This is a genomic window from Borborobacter xinjiangensis, from assembly GCF_047739745.1.
Lineage (GTDB): Bacteria > Pseudomonadota > Alphaproteobacteria > Rhizobiales > Rhizobiaceae > Pseudaminobacter.
The window spans coordinates 1-14,872 of the sequence record NZ_JBLLVA010000052.1; the positions used below are offsets into that span (position 1 = coordinate 1).

At 63.4% G+C, this 14,872-nt stretch carries 16 protein-coding genes; 9 read left to right on the forward strand and 7 right to left on the reverse strand.

Annotation, left to right across the window (positions count from 1 at the left end; all coding sequences use genetic code 11):
- Positions 1 to 84: 84 nt before the first annotated feature.
- Positions 85 to 648, reverse strand: coding sequence for an NADPH-dependent FMN reductase (locus ACLKMW_RS25580; protein ID WP_415727339.1), 564 nt, complete (start codon positions 646 to 648; stop codon positions 85 to 87).
- Between the two features lie 227 nt (positions 649 to 875).
- On the opposite strand from ACLKMW_RS25580, the gene ACLKMW_RS25585 reads away from it, so the two are divergent.
- Positions 876 to 2,249 carry a cytochrome P450 gene (locus ACLKMW_RS25585; RefSeq protein WP_415727340.1) on the forward strand — a complete coding sequence of 458 codons (1,374 nt, stop codon included), beginning with the start codon at positions 876 to 878 and terminating at the stop codon, positions 2,247 to 2,249.
- A 2-nt stretch (positions 2,250 to 2,251) separates the two neighbouring features.
- On the opposite strand, the gene ACLKMW_RS25590 is transcribed toward ACLKMW_RS25585, so the two are convergent.
- The 6 genes from ACLKMW_RS25590 to rph all read right to left on the reverse strand — a co-directional run bounded on the left by ACLKMW_RS25590 (position 2,252) and on the right by rph (position 6,711).
- Positions 2,252 to 2,623 carry a YraN family protein gene (locus ACLKMW_RS25590; RefSeq protein WP_415727341.1) on the reverse strand — a complete coding sequence of 124 codons (372 nt, stop codon included), beginning with the start codon at positions 2,621 to 2,623 and terminating at the stop codon, positions 2,252 to 2,254.
- Entirely contained in the window at positions 2,616 to 3,488 is an 873-nt protein-coding gene (gene rsmI / locus ACLKMW_RS25595) for a 16S rRNA (cytidine(1402)-2'-O)-methyltransferase (protein WP_415727356.1), read from the reverse strand. The genes ACLKMW_RS25590 and rsmI overlap by 8 nt, the downstream gene beginning before the upstream one ends.
- Positions 3,489 to 3,614: 126 nt before the next feature.
- The gene (gene hemW, locus ACLKMW_RS25600; RefSeq protein WP_415727342.1) at positions 3,615 to 4,772 is read right to left on the reverse strand and encodes a radical SAM family heme chaperone HemW; all 1,158 of its coding nucleotides are present in this window, start codon (positions 4,770 to 4,772) and stop codon (positions 3,615 to 3,617) included.
- A gap of 7 nt (positions 4,773 to 4,779) precedes the next feature.
- A complete protein-coding gene (rdgB, locus tag ACLKMW_RS25605; RefSeq protein WP_415727343.1) occupies positions 4,780 to 5,427 on the reverse strand; it encodes an RdgB/HAM1 family non-canonical purine NTP pyrophosphatase in 648 nt (215 codons plus the stop codon).
- Positions 5,424 to 5,837: a VOC family protein gene (locus tag ACLKMW_RS25610; protein WP_415727357.1), complete on the reverse strand. Its 414-nt coding sequence runs from the start codon at positions 5,835 to 5,837 to the stop codon at positions 5,424 to 5,426. Before ACLKMW_RS25610 ends, rdgB begins: the two co-directional genes overlap by 4 nt.
- A 157-nt stretch (positions 5,838 to 5,994) precedes the next feature.
- On the reverse strand, positions 5,995 to 6,711 hold the full coding sequence (gene rph / locus ACLKMW_RS25615) for a ribonuclease PH (RefSeq protein ID WP_415727344.1): 717 nt from the start codon (positions 6,709 to 6,711) through the stop codon (positions 5,995 to 5,997).
- Positions 6,712 to 6,856: 145 nt separating this feature from the next.
- Between rph and hrcA the strand changes: the two genes are divergently transcribed.
- The 8 genes from hrcA to ACLKMW_RS25655 all read left to right on the forward strand — a co-directional run bounded on the left by hrcA (position 6,857) and on the right by ACLKMW_RS25655 (position 14,811).
- On the forward strand, positions 6,857 to 7,927 hold the full coding sequence (gene hrcA / locus ACLKMW_RS25620) for a heat-inducible transcriptional repressor HrcA (protein ID WP_415727345.1): 1,071 nt from the start codon (positions 6,857 to 6,859) through the stop codon (positions 7,925 to 7,927).
- 128 nt (positions 7,928 to 8,055) lie between these two features.
- Complete coding sequence (locus ACLKMW_RS25625) at positions 8,056 to 8,880, forward strand: DUF2189 domain-containing protein (protein WP_415727346.1); 825 nt, start codon at positions 8,056 to 8,058, stop codon at positions 8,878 to 8,880.
- A gap of 48 nt (positions 8,881 to 8,928) precedes the next feature.
- Positions 8,929 to 9,126 carry a hypothetical protein gene (locus ACLKMW_RS25630; RefSeq protein WP_415727347.1) on the forward strand — a complete coding sequence of 66 codons (198 nt, stop codon included), beginning with the start codon at positions 8,929 to 8,931 and terminating at the stop codon, positions 9,124 to 9,126.
- A 112-nt stretch (positions 9,127 to 9,238) separates the two neighbouring features.
- The gene (locus ACLKMW_RS25635) at positions 9,239 to 9,853 is read left to right on the forward strand and encodes a LysE family translocator (RefSeq protein WP_415727349.1); all 615 of its coding nucleotides are present in this window, start codon (positions 9,239 to 9,241) and stop codon (positions 9,851 to 9,853) included.
- Between the two features lie 145 nt (positions 9,854 to 9,998).
- The gene (gene cysK / locus ACLKMW_RS25640; RefSeq protein WP_415727350.1) at positions 9,999 to 10,976 is read left to right on the forward strand and encodes a cysteine synthase A; all 978 of its coding nucleotides are present in this window, start codon (positions 9,999 to 10,001) and stop codon (positions 10,974 to 10,976) included.
- A gap of 168 nt (positions 10,977 to 11,144) precedes the next feature.
- Positions 11,145 to 12,104, forward strand: coding sequence for a TAXI family TRAP transporter solute-binding subunit (locus ACLKMW_RS25645; RefSeq protein ID WP_415727351.1), 960 nt, complete (start codon positions 11,145 to 11,147; stop codon positions 12,102 to 12,104).
- Positions 12,105 to 12,343: 239 nt separating this feature from the next.
- On the forward strand, positions 12,344 to 14,449 hold the full coding sequence (locus tag ACLKMW_RS25650; RefSeq protein ID WP_415727353.1) for a TRAP transporter permease: 2,106 nt from the start codon (positions 12,344 to 12,346) through the stop codon (positions 14,447 to 14,449).
- Positions 14,446 to 14,811, forward strand: coding sequence for a DUF1850 domain-containing protein (locus ACLKMW_RS25655; protein WP_415727355.1), 366 nt, complete (start codon positions 14,446 to 14,448; stop codon positions 14,809 to 14,811). Before ACLKMW_RS25650 ends, ACLKMW_RS25655 begins: the two co-directional genes overlap by 4 nt.
- The last annotated feature ends 61 nt before the right edge of the window (positions 14,812 to 14,872 follow it).

Sequence of the window (14,872 nt, forward strand, 5' to 3'; positions counted from 1 at the left end):
CGGCGCACCCAGCCCCGCCACGACCGCATCCAAGCAAAAGGCCCGCCAAACCGGCGGGCCTTTTTGTCTTCAGGGAGCGCCTTCTCAGGCGCGCATCGGCTTCAACGCCACGCTCCAGCGGTGCAGCTCGTCGAGCATTGTCTTGGCGCCGGCGGCTATGAGATCGTTGGGCTTGAATTCACCGTCGGCGAGAAGCTGCGGATAATTGGGCACCGGCACGCCTTCCGGGATCGGCACCACCTTGAGCGTCGTCAGCAGCGGCTTTGCCGATTCGACGGCGCGCAGGCCGCCCGAGACGCCGCCATAGCTCAGGAAGCCGGCCGGCTTGTAGCGCCACTCTGCCGACAGATAGGTTACGGCATTCACCAGCGGCGCCGGAATGAAATAGTTGTATTCGGGCGTCACGAAGACGAAGGCGTCGCCTGCCGCGATCGTCTGCGACCAGCGTCTTGTGTGCTCGTTTTCGTAGTCGCCGAGACGGGGATGCTTCGGCTCGTCGAACAGCGGCAGGTCGAAATCGGCGATATCGACGAGAACGGGCTCGAATTTCCCGTGCGTGGCTGCGAATTCCTTGAACCAGTTGGCGAAAATCGGCGCGACGCGACCCGGGCGGGTGCTGCCGACGATGATGTTGAGCGTATGGGTCAAGGCAATTGTCCTGTGTTCGTACGTATAGAATTACGGTGCCCTGCTGCAGATAGGCGAGGGTGGCTCCGCGGGGAAGGAGGCACCTGATGGTGACCAACGAAATTTGGAGTGACGGTCCGTTCACCGGCTGGACACGCCGGCGTGGACACCAGGGGCTCGAGCACCTACATCAACGCCAGCTTTGAATTCGCGCAAAATCGCTGCGTTTGCGCCAGCCGGAGCCCAGGATGGACACGAAGCCTGCGCCTTTCGTCCCGCCCGCGCCGAAGCCGCGAACCTCGCCGCCCTCGACGCTGGAGATGATCCGTATCGTCTACCGCAACCCGCTCGAACTGTGGGGCGAGCCGTCTTACAACGAGCCGTGGATTTCAGTCTCCGGTATTGGCGGCCCGCTGGTCATCGCCAATGATCCCGGTCTCATTCGCCATGTTCTGGTCGACAATGCCAAGGCCTACAAGATGGCTACGGTGCGCCAGAAAATCCTGCGCCCGATCCTGCGCGACGGCCTGCTGACTGCCGAGGGCGAGGTCTGGCGGCGTTCGCGCAAGGCGATGGCGCCGGTGTTCACGCCACGCCATATTTTCGGGTTTGCCCAGCCGATGCTGAAGCGCGCGCAGGAATTCGCCACGCGTTACGAGGGCATCACTCAGCCGGTCGACATCGCCCGGGACATGACGACGCTGACCTATGAGATATTGGCCGAGACGCTGTTTTCCGACGAGATCGCCGGCCAGCCCGGCAGTTTCGCCAAGGAAATCGACCATCTGTTCGAGACGATGGGCCGCGTCGATCCGCTCGACCTGTTGCGTGCGCCCGACTGGCTGCCGCGCGTCACCCGCCTGCGCGGCCGCAAGACCATGGCCTATTTCCGCAAGATCGTCACCGACACCGTTTCGATGCGCACCGCGCGGCTGACACGTGAGCCCGGAAGCGCGCCGCAGGACTTCCTGACCCTGCTTCTGCGCGCCGAGGGGCCGGACGGGCTGACCCGTGCCGAAATCGAGGACAACATCATCACCTTCATCGGCGCCGGCCATGAAACCACCGCTCGTTCGCTCGGCTGGACGCTTTATTGCCTAGCCGAGGCGAGATGGGAGCGCGACAGGATCGAGCTTGAGATCGACGAGGTCCTGGCGCGCGAACCCGATCCGGCGAAATGGCTCGACGCCATGCCGCTGACGCGCGCCGCCTTCGAGGAGGCGCTGCGGCTCTATCCGCCGGCTCCGTCCATCAACCGCGAGCCGATCGAGGGCGACCGCTACAAGAATCTGGACTTGCCCAAGGGTGCGCAGGTGCTGGTGATGCCGTGGACGGTGCATCGTCACCGCAAGCTTTGGGTCGAGCCCGATGCCTTCATGCCGGAGCGGTTCCACCCCGGAAACCGCGAGAAGATCGACCGCTATCAATATCTGCCGTTCGGTGCCGGCCCGCGCGTCTGCATCGGGGCGAGCTTCGCCATGCAGGAGGCGATCATTGCCCTTGCCGTGCTGATGTCGCGCTTCCGCTTCGATACGGTCGCCGAGACCAATCCATGGCCGGTGCAGAAGCTGACGACGCAGCCGCAAGGCGGCCTGCCGATGCGGGTGACAAGAAGGCGATAGGTTCAATTCCTTCCCTGAAACGCATTCTCGACATGCACCGGCCAGCGGCGCGGCAGCACCGCCACCATGTCGAAGCGCACGCAGAGCTTGCCGAAGTCCGGCTGCCTTGCCAGCCAAAGATCGGCGGCGGCTTCGATACGTCGCTCCGATTGATAGGCGATGGCCTCCATCGCCGACACCAGCGTCGGGCGCGCCTTTACCTCGACCATCAGAACCAGATTGCCGCGCCGCGCGATCAGGTCGATCTCGCCGAGCCTGGTGCGATAGCGGCGGGCAACGATGCGGTAGCCCTTGAGCATCAACGCAAGGGAGGCCAGCCATTCGCTGCGATGGCCACGAAGGTTCGCCTTGTGGCGCGCCTTCGCGTCAGGCATCGCCATCTTCCTTGAGTTCAAGCAGCCTTCGATAAAGCGCCGGCTTCTGTCCGCCGGTCATGCGCGCGGCCTCTGCCGCCGCCTTGGAAGCGGGCATTTCACTTGCCAGCGAAAGCAGCAGCCGGTCTACATCTTCCGGACTGGTCGAGGCGGCTTCCTCGGGTGGGCCGATACAGATGACGATCTCGCCCTTGGGCGTCGGCGCCCGCGCATAGTGCGCCGCGAGCGCTTCCAGCTTTGCTGTGCGCATCTCTTCGTAGGTTTTCGTCAGTTCGCGCGCGACCGCTGCCGGCCTGTCGCCATAGATGCCCGCCATGGCCTCGAGCGTATCGGCGACCCGGCGCGGCGATTCGAAGAAGATCAGCGTGGCAGGAACGGCTTTCAGCGCTTCGAGCCGCGCACGGCGCTGCCCATCCTTCACCGGCAGAAAGCCGGCGAACAGGAATGCGTCAGACGGCAGGCCGGAGGCGGTGAGGGCCGCCAGAACCGCCGAGGGTCCAGGTATCGGCACGACGCGAATGCCCCGCTCAAGCGCCTGGCCGACCAGCCTGTAACCGGGATCGGAAACCAGCGGCGTGCCGGCGTCGGAAATCAGCGCCACGCTCTGACCAGCCTCGAGCGCTTCGATCAGGCGCGGGCCGGCCTCGGCGGCGTTGTGCTCGTGATAGGGCACGGGGCGTTGGCGAATGCCGTAGCGTTCCAGCAGCACGCGGCTGACCCGCGTGTCCTCGCAGGCAAGGACGTCGGCGCCCGCCAGCGTCTCCAATGCGCGCAAGGTGATGTCGCCGAGATTGCCGATCGGCGTGGCCACAAGGTAAAGCGCGGTCTCCAGCGGGCGGGCGTCGATCTCCGCCTGGCCGACCATGAAGCTTTTCCTGCCGCCCTCTTTTTGCACTTCAAGCCCTCCCGAAGATTTCTCTTTGGCACGGCGGCAGCCGCGTTGCAAAATGTGGTGGGAGGAATTCCGCAGTTGATGAGCGCTGCGAACGGGCTACCGCGCCAGGTCGGCGACCACCGCATCGAGCACGATCATGCCGGAGGCGGTGGCGCGCAGGCGCGAATTGCCCACCGGTGCGACCAGCCCCTCCTCCTGCAGCACCGAGACGCGCGGGCCAGGCAGCGGCCGACCGGAAAGCGCCTCGTAGCGTGCAAGGTCGATGCCTTCGGCGAGCCTCAGTCCCATCAGCAGGAACTCATCGGCTTCTTCCGAACGCGTCAGCAATTCGCCGCCGGTAATGCCATGGCCTTTGGCTTCGACGAGGTTGGCCCAGCTTTCCGGCATCTTCTCGGTCATCGTCACCACGCGCCGGCCGTCCTCGATGAAGCGGCCATGCGCTCCGGGGCCGACGCCGACATATTCGCCATAGCGCCAATAGGTGAGGTTGTGCCGGCTTTCGGCGCCGGGCCTGGCATGGTTGGAAATCTCATAGGCCGGCAGCCCGCGGCCGGCGGTCACGTCCTGGGTGATGGCGTAAAGCTCGGCGGCGTGGTCGGCATCGGGAATTTCGAACTTTCCCGCCGCGTGAAGCGCATGGAAGCGCGTGCCTTCCTCGATGGTGAGTTGGTAGAGCGACAGATGATCGGCAGCGTGGCCGATCGCCTGCTCCAGTTCCGATGCCCAGTCGTCAGGCGTCTGGCCGGGGCGCGCATAGATCAGGTCGAAGGAAAGGCGCGGAAAAATCTCCCGCGCCAAACCGATTGCGTGCAGAGCCTCCGCGACATTGTGCAGACGGCCGAGAAACCGCAAATCGGGATCGTTCAGCGCCTGGACGCCGAGCGACACACGGTTGACGCCGGCGGCGCGATAGCCGCGAAAGCGTTCGGCCTCGACGGAGGAAGGATTGGCCTCCAGCGTGATCTCGATTCCTTCCGGAACCGTCCAGTTCCCGGCGACCGCTTCAAGCACCGCGCCAACCGTTTGGGGCTCCATCAGCGACGGCGTGCCGCCGCCGAGGAAGATGCTGGTGACCTCGCGCGGCCCGGTTCGGGCGCGCATCGTCGCCAGCTCCGTTTCGAAGGCGCGGGCAAAGCGCTCCTGGTCGACAGGCTGGTGGCGGACATGGCTGTTGAAGTCGCAATAGGGGCACTTGGCCGCGCAGAACGGCCAATGGATGTAGACGCCGAAGCCCGGATCGCGTTCTGAAACCATTTTGTCCTTAGGCCGCGCCGAGCATGGCGCGGGCGAATTTCTGGAAGGCGCGGGCGCGGTGCGAAAGCGCGGTTTCCTGGCCCGGCTTCCAGCCGTGCTTCTCCTCGGCCGTCATCTCGCCGAAGGTCCTGTCATGGCCGTTCGGCACGAAGACCGGATCGTAGCCGAAGCCCTTGGTGCCGCGTGGCGGCCAGACCAGGTGTCCCTCTGCCTCGCCGCGGAAATATTCGGCGTGCCCATCCGGCCAGGCAAGGCAGATGACGGCGACGAAACGGCCGGTGCGGGTGTCGGGCGAGGAGGCGCCAACCTCCTGCAGCGCCACTTCGGCGCGCTGCATGGCGATTGCGAAATCGCGCTTGCCATCCGGCATCTCGGCCCAGTTGGCGGTGTAGACGCCGGGCTGCCCGCCGAGCGCATCGATGCAGAGGCCGGAATCGTCCGACAGCGCCGGCAGTCCGGTGGCGCGTGCTGCGGCATGCGCTTTGATATAGGCGTTTTCCTCGAAGGTCGTGCCGGTCTCCTCGGGCTCCGGCAGATTGAATTCCTTGGCCGATTTGGCTTCGAAGCCGAACGGCGCCATCAGATCGGCGAACTCGCGCAGCTTGCCGTCATTGTGGCTGGCGACGACGATCTTCCTGTATTCGAGGTGTCTCATTCCAGTCCCCAGATGCGTGGCTCGGCGAATTCCAGCGAATTGCCCGATGGATCGCGAAAATAAATCGAACGTCCGCCATTCGGCCATTCGAAGTCAGCTTCGACGGCGATGCTTTCCGCTTCCAGCCGCGCCCTCCAGCGCTCGATTTCATCCGCGCTCGCGGCAAAGCAGAGATGGCCGTCGCCTATGGTGCCATGCGGCGGCACCGGCAGGCGGGCACCGGCTTCCGGTGGCACCTTCGTCGCCTCGGCATTGAACAGCAAGAGCACGCCGTTGCCGCAGCGGAAGAAGACATGCCGTCCCTCGACCCTGGCGATGCGTTCCAGGCCCATCACCTTGCCGTAAAAGGCCTCCGCCGCATCGAGGTCGGTGACGTAGAGCGCGGATTCGAGGATGGCGGTGGGAGTCATCATATGTCCCCTTCACCCGGCTCGCTGCGCGAGCCATCCTCTCCCCCGAGGGGAGAGGAGACGCCGCGGCGGAGCAGCCCCCTCTTCTCCCCGTTGGGGAGAAGGTGGCCCGAAGGGCCGGATGAGGGGGTATTCGCCGTAAGTGCGTGCATATTGCCTAAGCCACCGCCATCTGCTGCAGGTTGACGAGCCGGGCAATGCCTTTCTTGGCAAGTCCCATAAGCGTCGCGAACTCGTCTTCCGAGAACGGGATGCCCTCGGCGGTGCCCTGGATTTCGACGATGCCGCCCTTGCCGGTCATGACGAAATTGGCATCAGTGCCGGCGCTCGAATCTTCGAGATAGTCAAGGTCGAGGACCGGCTGGCCCTCATGGATGCCGCAGGAGATAGCGGCGACGTGATCCCTCAACACCTTGGAGACGTTGACCATCTGGCGGGCTTCCATCCAGCGCAGGCAGTCGTAGAGCGCGACCCAGCCGCCGGTGATCGAAGCGGTGCGGGTGCCGCCGTCGGCCTGAAGCACGTCGCAGTCGACGGTGATCTGCATCTCGCCCAGCGCCTGGAGATCGACGACGGCGCGCAGCGAACGTCCGATCAGCCGCTGGATTTCAAGTGTCCGGCCGCCCTGCTTGCCGGCTGAAGCTTCGCGGCGCATGCGGTCTCCGGTGGAGCGCGGCAGCATGCCGTATTCGGCGGTCACCCAGCCCTTGCCGGTGTTGCGCATCCAGCCCGGCACTTTCTCCTCCAGGCTTGCCGTGCAAAGCACATGGGTATCGCCGAACTTGACCAGGCACGAGCCTTCAGCGTGCTTGGAGACGTTGCGCTCGAAGGAGATTGCACGCATTTCGTCGAATTGGCGTTTGGAAGGGCGCATGAAGGATTTTCTCTCTTTGGATGTGCGGGGATCCTGGCCGGCTTGTAGCTCATGAGGCGGCAGGCGCAAAGGAAAACCCGACAGGCCGAAGGTTGTGTTCCAAGCTTGCCAGTTTATATGATTCTGCCGGAGGTTTGGTAAAACCATGACGAAACCGGTGCTTGATCAGACATTGCAATCGCTCGACATGCGTTCGCGCGACATCTTTCGCCGGATCGTCGAAACCTATCTGCGGGACGGCGAACCGGTCGGCTCGCGCAATCTCGCGCGCATGTTGCCCTCCTCGCTGTCGCCCGCCACCGTGCGCAACGTCATGAGCGACCTGGAGCATCTAGGGCTGGTCTATGCACCGCATATTTCGGCCGGGCGCTTGCCGACTCAGAAGGGTCTGCGCTTCTTTGTCGACGCCTTCATGGAGCTTGGCGATCTCTCCGACGAGGAACGGCGGGTGATCGAGGCGCAGGTCAAGGCCTCGGGCAAGGGCGCGACGCTGGAGCAGATGCTGACCGAGGCCAGCCAGATGCTGTCGGGCATGTCGCGCGGTGCCGGCGTGGTGCTCGCCGCCAAGAACGAAGTCCCGCTGAAGCATATCGAGTTCATACAGCTCGAACCTCGCCGAGCGCTCGCCGTGCTGGTGTCGCAGAACGGCGACGTCGAAAACAGGGTGGTCGACCTGCCGGAAGGCGTCACCACCTCGCAATTGCACGAGGCCTCGAATTATCTCAATGCCCACATTGGCGGGCGCACTCTGGCGGAAGCCAAGGAAGAGATCGGCCGGCTGCGCGAGCAGACCAAGGCGGCCCTCGACACGCTTTCGCAGGAACTCGTCGAAAAGGGGCTGGCGGTGTGGGCCGGGGTCGAAAGCGGCCTTCCGGCGCGCCTCATCGTGCGAGGCCGCGCCAACCTGCTCGAAAATGTCACCGCACAGGCCGACATCGAACTGCTTCGCCATTTGTTCGAGGATCTGGAGACGCAGGAAGGCATGGTCCAGCTTCTCGACCTTGCCGAGGCAGGTTCCGGCGTTCGCATCTTCATCGGTTCGGAAAACCGGCTGTTTTCGCTTTCCGGCTCGTCGCTGGTCGTCGCCCCCTATCGGGATAAGGAGGCGCGCGTCGTCGGTGCCCTCGGCGTCATCGGGCCGACCCGGCTCAACTATGCCCGCATCGTGCCGATGGTCGACTACACCGCGCAACTGATCTCGCGGATGCTGCGTTAATCGCGTTTCGTGTTCGTGATGCGACAAATCGTAGCAGATGGGGTATAGTCGCCTGAATTGCAGGTCGCGTTCGCCGTGACGGCCGTGACGTCTTGCGCGACTGCTCCAACCTGGTCCGGGAGGAAGCGATGGCGAATTTCCATGTTGTTGCAGGTGGCGGCGAAACCTTCGAGCGTCCGACGATCCGCAAGATCGGCTTTTCAGACGTCATCTCGGCACTTCGCCTTGGAATAGATGATTTCTGGGAAAAGCCGTCGCACTACGTCTTTCTCTGCCTGATTTATCCGATCGTCGGCGTCGTGCTGGCGAGGTGGACTTCAGGCAACAATGCGCTGCCGCTGCTGTTTCCGCTGATGTCGGGTTTCGCCCTCGTCGGGCCGATCGCCGCCATCGGCCTCTACGAGATCAGCCGCCGACGCGAGGCCGGCCTGGACACATCGTGGAGCCATGCGTTTGAGGTTCGCAACTCGCCGGCGCTGCCATCGGTGATCGGTGTCGGCATCTGGCTGTTCGCGCTGTTCATCACTTGGCTTCTGGTTGCGCAAGCGCTCTACACCTCGCTTTTCGGTCCGGCCGCGCCCACCTCGCTCAGCACCTTCCTTCAAGAGGTGTTTACCACGGATCGCGGGTGGACGTTGATTGTCGCCGGCAATCTGATCGGCCTCGGCTTCGCGGTCGTGGCACTCGCCACAACGGTCATCGCCTTCCCGCTGTTGCTCGATCGTGATGTCGGCGCGTTTGCCGCAATCGATGCTTCGGTGCGCGCAACCGTTACAAATCCGCTGCCGATGGCGCTGTGGGGATTGATCGTGGCGGTCGGCCTTGTGATCGGCTCGCTGCCGTTGTTCGCCGGGCTGGCGGTCGTCATTCCCATCCTGGGCCACGCGACCTGGCATCTCTATCGAAAGACGGTGGCACCCGTCTCGAAGGCCAACAAACCAATGGGACGATAGGACTTGTAGAGTGGGATCGCCTGTCGGTCCCACTGAGGGGAGGCGTCAGTGGCGTTGGAAGAAATCAAGGCACGGATAAGTCTGCTGCTTGAACAGATGGTCGAGCAGCCGGAGGATGTTCATGAGGTGCATGAGCGTCTGCGCGAACAGTTGAACGAACTTCGCGCATTGGGCATGCCGTTGCCGGCCGACCTCGTTCAACTGGAAAAACGTCTGGACGACGAGTTCAACGAGGCCGAAGGTTAGGTCGTCACTACGACCTGACGCCTTGTTCGCATTTTCCGGCATGCCTGTTCCCAGGCAGGCATGCATGTGCGATAGGTGCGTTCAGCACCCGCACCTCACCTGAGATCGTACGATGACGCTTGCCGGACTTGTGACCTATAGCGCCGCATTGGCTGTTGCCGCCGCCATTCCCGGACCGGGCGTCACCGCATTGGTTGCGCGCGCGCTCGGCTCCGGTTTTCGTTCGTCGCTGGCGATGGCGCTTGGATTGGTGGTCGGCGATTTGACCTATCTTACGGCGGTCGTGCTCGGCCTTGCCTTGGTCGCGCAGACATTCGGCATGGTGTTCCTCGTCGTCAAATGGCTCGGCGTCGCCTATCTCGCCTATCTTGCCTGGATGTTCTGGAGGAGCGGCATCACCGCCGAAAATGTCGAGGCGCGAAGGGGCAGGGACGGGCTGATCGCCAGTTGCCTGTCGGGCTTTACGCTGACGCTCGGCAATCCGAAGACGATGATCTTCTATCTGGCGTTGACGCCGACGCTGGTCGATCTGAACACCATCACCATTGCCGACTATGGCATTCTGGTCGTGGCCACGACCATCGTCCTGCTTGTGGTTCTGGTGCCCTATCTGGCGCTCGCGGCCAAGGCCCGCTGGCTGTTGAAGACGCCGCGCGCTCTGAAAGCACTCAATCGCACGGCCGCGACCTTCATGGCCGGCGCGGCGGCGGCGTTTGCCGCGCGCTAGGCGAAGAATTCGGACGTATTTTCCGATGATAGTTGCAAATCGGGAATTAGTTTCTAATCATCCACAGTCTTGAGCACGAATCCCGCTCGGATTTGCTGCCTCACGCCGCTATTTTTGCTGCTGAATGCCCATTCAGGAGAAGCAGATGAACCCTCCGATCGACAAGCGCCCGCCCGGTCGTGGCCATATCTTCAACTCGATCACCGAGACGATCGGAGATACGCCGCTAGTGCGGCTCGACAAATTCGCGAAGGAGAAGGGCATCGTCGCCAATCTCATCGCCAAGCTGGAGTTCTTCAACCCGATCGCGAGCGTCAAGGATCGCATCGGCGTCGCCATGATCGAGGCGTTGGAGGCAGAGGGCAAAATCACGCCGGGAAAGTCCACGCTGATCGAGCCGACCTCCGGCAACACCGGCATCGCACTGGCGTTCGCCGCGGCCGCGAAGGGCTATCGTCTTATCCTGACCATGCCCGAAACCATGTCGGCGGAGCGCCGCAAGATGCTGGCGCTGCTCGGTGCCGAACTGGTGCTGACGGAGGGGGGCAAGGGTATGAAGGGCGCAATCGCCAAGGCCGACGAACTGGCGGCGGCCATTCCGGATGCCGTCATTCCCCAGCAGTTCGAAAATCCCGCCAATCCGGAAATCCACCGCCGCACGACGGCCGAGGAAATCTGGAACGACACCAAGGGCGAGATCGATATTCTGGTTTCCGGCATCGGCACCGGCGGCACCATCACCGGCGTCGGCCAGGTGCTGAAAGCGCGAAAGCCGCAAGTGAAGGTGATCGCCGTCGAGCCGGAGGCTTCGCCCGTGCTTTCGGGTGGAAGCCCCGGTCCGCACAAGATCCAGGGCATCGGCGCGGGCTTTGCGCCAAGCATCCTCGACACGTCGATCTATGACGAGATCGTCACCGTCTCCAATGACGACTCGGTCGCCAATGCGCGCCTCGTCGCCCGCCTTGAAGGCGTGCCGGTGGGCATCTCTTCAGGCGCGGCGCTGCAGGCAGCTATCGTCGTCGGTTCGCGGGCGGAAAATGCGGAGAAAAATCTGGTCGTCATCATCCCTTCCTTCGCCGAGCGCTACCTTTCGACGATCCTGTTCGAGGGCTTTGGCGCTTAGAGCAAGACCTCCCGTCGCCCGGTCGTCAAAGCAAGTACGGACTGGCGCCCAGGCGCAGGACCCGGGTTCGGCAATTTCCGGTTGGCATTTTCGTCTCGCTGACTAGACTTGCCCCGCTTACGCCGGCTCGCAAAAAAGCGGCGGGGCACTGACCCAGGGAGGAAATTCATGCTCAACCTGAACACGAAAATGCTCGCCGCCGGCGCCGTCGCGCTGACGCTTGGCCTTGGCGCGGTTGCGGCCAAGGCGCAGGAATTCGTCAACGTGCTCACCGGCGGAACCTCCGGCGTCTACTATCCGCTCGGCGTCGCCCTGTCGGAAATCTACGCCAAGGGCATCGAAGGCGCGCATGCTCAGGTTCAGGCGACCAAGGCATCGGTCGAAAACCTCAATTTGCTGCAACAGGGCAAGGGCGAAATCGGTTTCTCGCTCGGCGACTCGGTGAAACTGGCCGCCGAGGGCAATACCGAGGCGGGATTTCCCGGCAAGCTGGATAAATTGCGCGGCATCGCCGCCATTTATCCCAACTACATCCAGATCGTCGCCAGTGCCGAGTCCGGCATCAAGACGCTGGCCGATCTGAAGGGCAAGAGCCTGTCGGTCGGCGCGCCGGCTTCCGGCACCGAACTCAACGCTCGTGCGATCTTTGCCGCTGCCGGCATGAAATACGAAGATCTCGGCAAGGTTGAGTATCTGCCCTTCGCCGAGTCGGTCGAGCTGATCAAGAACCGCCAGCTCGACGCGACGCTGCAGTCGGCCGGTCTCGGCGTCGCCTCGATCCGCGATCTCGCAACCTCGTTGAAGATCAATGTCGTGGCGGTACCGAAGGCTGAGGTCGAGAAGATCGGCGCTCCTTATATGCCGGTGGTTATTCCGGCGGGCACCTATGAGGGCCAGGATGCGGATGTCGAGACCGCCGCGGTCGGCAATTTCCTGATCACCCATGAGGGCGTCTCCGACGAAACCGCTTATCAGATGACCAAGCTTTTGTTCGACAATCTCGACAAGCTTGCCGCCGCCCATGCCGCAGCCAAGGGCATCGACCCGGCCAAGGCGCTGGACGGCATGCCGGTGCCGCTGCATCCAGGCGCCGAGCGCTACTACAAGGAAATGGGCCTGCTGAAGTAGAATTGGCCGTCATTAGAGCGCCGTGCGTCCAGTCGGACGCACAAAGACGCTCTAACTCCTTGATTGAGCGTCGGATTGTTCCCGAAAACCGGATTCCACTTTTCGGTCCGATGCTCTAAGGTTCGCTTCGGCATGTTTGCGCCCTTCCCTCCCGAACCGGAGAGGGCCGGGTGCCGGCATCGCCGAAGTGGGCGCTGCCTTTCGCCATAAAACGACGATCCAGCCTGCGGGGCAGTCCGATGACCGAGACAAGCCAACAAACGCAGACTTTTCTCTCCTCGGAGCCCGAGGAGGCGGTCGAAGGGCTGCCGCCGGGCTTCGGCGAAGGCATCGCCGGCAGGATCGCTTTCTGGATCGCGGTCACCTTCTCCGCCTTTCAACTCTACACTGCCGCCTATGGCACGCTGCCCAGCCAGATCGTGCGCGCCATGCATGTCGGCTTCCTGCTGCTTCTCGGCTTCGCCCTCCTGGCCAATCTTCGCGCCACTACAGTTGCGGGGAAGATCTGGTTTTGGCTGCTCGGCGCGCTGGGCTTTGCAACCGGTGTCTACAATTGGGTCGAATATAACGCGCTGATCCAGCGCAGCGGTTTTCTGACCAATCTCGACCTTGCCGTCGGCGTGGTGCTGATCGTGCTGGTCTTTGAAGGCGCACGCCGGCTGATGGGCCTGCCGCTCGCCATCATCGCCGGTGTGTTTCTCGCCTATTGTTTCTTCGGCAACTACCTGCCGCCGCCCTTCATTCATCGCGGCTATGACTTCGCCCAGATCATCGAGAATTTCGCCTTCGGCACCGAAGGCATCTATGGCACGCCGGTCTATGTGTCGGCGGCCTATATCTTCATCTTTGTGGTCTTTGCCGCCTTTTTGGAGCGCGCCGGAATGATCGCGCTGTTCAACGATGTGGCGCTGGGGCTGGTCGGCAACTGGCGCGGCGGCCCGGCGCAGGTCTGCGTCTTGTCTTCGGCGCTGATGGGCACGATTTCAGGTTCCGGCGTTGCCAATGTGGTGGCAAGCGGTCAGTTCACCATTCCGCTGATGAAGCGCTTCGGCTTTCGCGCCGCCTTTGCCGGCGGCATCGAGGCGACGTCTTCGATGGGCGGCCAGATCATGCCGCCGGTCATGGGCGCCGTCGCCTTCATCATGGCTGAAACGTTGAACGTGCCATACGCCGATGTGGTCAAGGCGGCGATCATTCCGGCAATGCTCTATTTCGGCGCCTGCTTCTGGCAGGTGCATCTGGAGGCCGGCAAGGCCAATCTGCAGGGGCTGGACAAGGCCTCGCTGCCGAATCCATGGCAGGCGGTGAAACAGCACTGGGCCCTGATCCTGCCGCTGGCGGCGCTGGTCTACCTGCTCTTTGCCGGCTATACGCCGATCTTCGCCGGCACGATGGGGCTGGCGCTGACCATCGTGCTGATCCTCGGCACGCCGCTGGCCGCACTCATCGGGCCCTTTGCCTTCCGCGTCGTGTTCTGGGTCGCGCTCGGCCTTGCGGCCGCTGCCTTCATGAGGTTCGGCGTCAACATATTGGCGCTGGTCCTTGGAGCGCTGGTGCTCGCCTGCCTGCTGTTCAAGGGCGGACGCGAAACGCTTGCCGTCTGCATCGATTCGCTCGCCTATGGTGCCAAGAACGCGCTGCCGGTCGGCATCGCCTGCGCCATCGTCGGTATCGTCATCGGTACGCTGACGCTGACCGGCATCGCGTCTACCTTCATCGGCGCGATCATCGCCATCGGCCAGAACAACCTGTTCCTGTCGCTGCTGCTGACCATGATCACCTGCCTGGTGCTCGGCATGGGTATTCCGACCATCCCCAACTACATCATCACCTCGTCGCTGGCCGGTCCGGCCCTCCTCGAACTCGGCGTGCCGCTCATTGTCAGCCACATGTTCGTGTTTTACTTCGGCATCATGGCCGATCTGACGCCGCCGGTGGCGCTCGCCGCTTTCGCGGCGGCCCCGATGGCCAAGGAGTCGGGCATGAAAATCGCCGTCAACGCAACCAAACTTGCCGTTGCCGGCTTCGTGGTGCCCTTCATGGCGGTCTATACGCCGGCGCTGATGCTGCAGGATGCCGGTCCGATCGCCCTCAGCTTCGGCTATCCGGTCGAGGTCGCCTATATCGTGCTCAAGGCATGCCTGGGCATCGCGCTGTGGGGCGTGGCGGTGGTCGGCTTTCTTTTTGCCAGGTTGGCCGCATGGGAGAGGCTCGCCGCCTTTGCGGCCGGCGTGCTGCTGGTCCTTGCCCTGCCGCTCACCGACGAAGCCGGTTTCGTGCTCGCCGCGCTCGTCATCGGCCAGCACTGGTGGCGGACGGCCAACGCCGCCCGGGCGACGCAGTGAGCCTTTGCATCCTCGCTGCGGGAAAGATGACGACACTTGCGGTCGCCGCCTTCACGCTTTCCTGGACCCATTCCATCGAAAAGACGCGCTGGGAGGAGGACTGGCGAGTGACGCCAGTCGGGCTGAAGATCGTCGAGGCGCGCGTCAAGGGCTCGGGCGCCGGCATGGAGCCGCCGGAAGGTGCGGTGCTGGAGAATGGCTGGTGGGTTTACCGTCCGCCGATTTCCCCGCAACCAAAACTGATGCTTGCGGCATCGGGTGCGACGGGGGGCGGCTGGTCGCTCTGTGCGGCGGGAAACTGCCTGGAGCTTGGCGCGGTGCCTGGCGCGGCCATCGAATTGTCGGCCTGCGGCCGCTACTAGACGTTATGACCGTGGTCTGAGCGGCGGCCCGTCCTTAGTCTTTGCAGCTGTAAGCAAACGG

Coding starts and splice junctions, on each gene's coding strand:
- ACLKMW_RS25585 (WP_415727340.1), top strand. CDS start 876: ATGGACACGAAGCCTGCGCCTTTCGTCCCGCCCGCGCCGAAGCCGCGA.
- ACLKMW_RS25590 (WP_415727341.1), bottom strand. CDS start 2,623: ATGCCTGACGCGAAGGCGCGCCACAAGGCGAACCTTCGTGGCCATCGC.
- rsmI (WP_415727356.1), bottom strand. CDS start 3,488: ATGGTCGGCCAGGCGGAGATCGACGCCCGCCCGCTGGAGACCGCGCTT.
- hemW (WP_415727342.1), bottom strand. CDS start 4,772: ATGGTTTCAGAACGCGATCCGGGCTTCGGCGTCTACATCCATTGGCCG.
- rdgB (WP_415727343.1), bottom strand. CDS start 5,427: ATGAGACACCTCGAATACAGGAAGATCGTCGTCGCCAGCCACAATGAC.
- ACLKMW_RS25610 (WP_415727357.1), bottom strand. CDS start 5,837: ATGACTCCCACCGCCATCCTCGAATCCGCGCTCTACGTCACCGACCTC.
- rph (WP_415727344.1), bottom strand. CDS start 6,711: ATGCGCCCTTCCAAACGCCAATTCGACGAAATGCGTGCAATCTCCTTC.
- hrcA (WP_415727345.1), top strand. CDS start 6,857: ATGACGAAACCGGTGCTTGATCAGACATTGCAATCGCTCGACATGCGT.
- ACLKMW_RS25625 (WP_415727346.1), top strand. CDS start 8,056: ATGGCGAATTTCCATGTTGTTGCAGGTGGCGGCGAAACCTTCGAGCGT.
- ACLKMW_RS25635 (WP_415727349.1), top strand. CDS start 9,239: ATGACGCTTGCCGGACTTGTGACCTATAGCGCCGCATTGGCTGTTGCC.
- cysK (WP_415727350.1), top strand. CDS start 9,999: ATGAACCCTCCGATCGACAAGCGCCCGCCCGGTCGTGGCCATATCTTC.
- ACLKMW_RS25645 (WP_415727351.1), top strand. CDS start 11,145: ATGCTCAACCTGAACACGAAAATGCTCGCCGCCGGCGCCGTCGCGCTG.
- ACLKMW_RS25650 (WP_415727353.1), top strand. CDS start 12,344: ATGACCGAGACAAGCCAACAAACGCAGACTTTTCTCTCCTCGGAGCCC.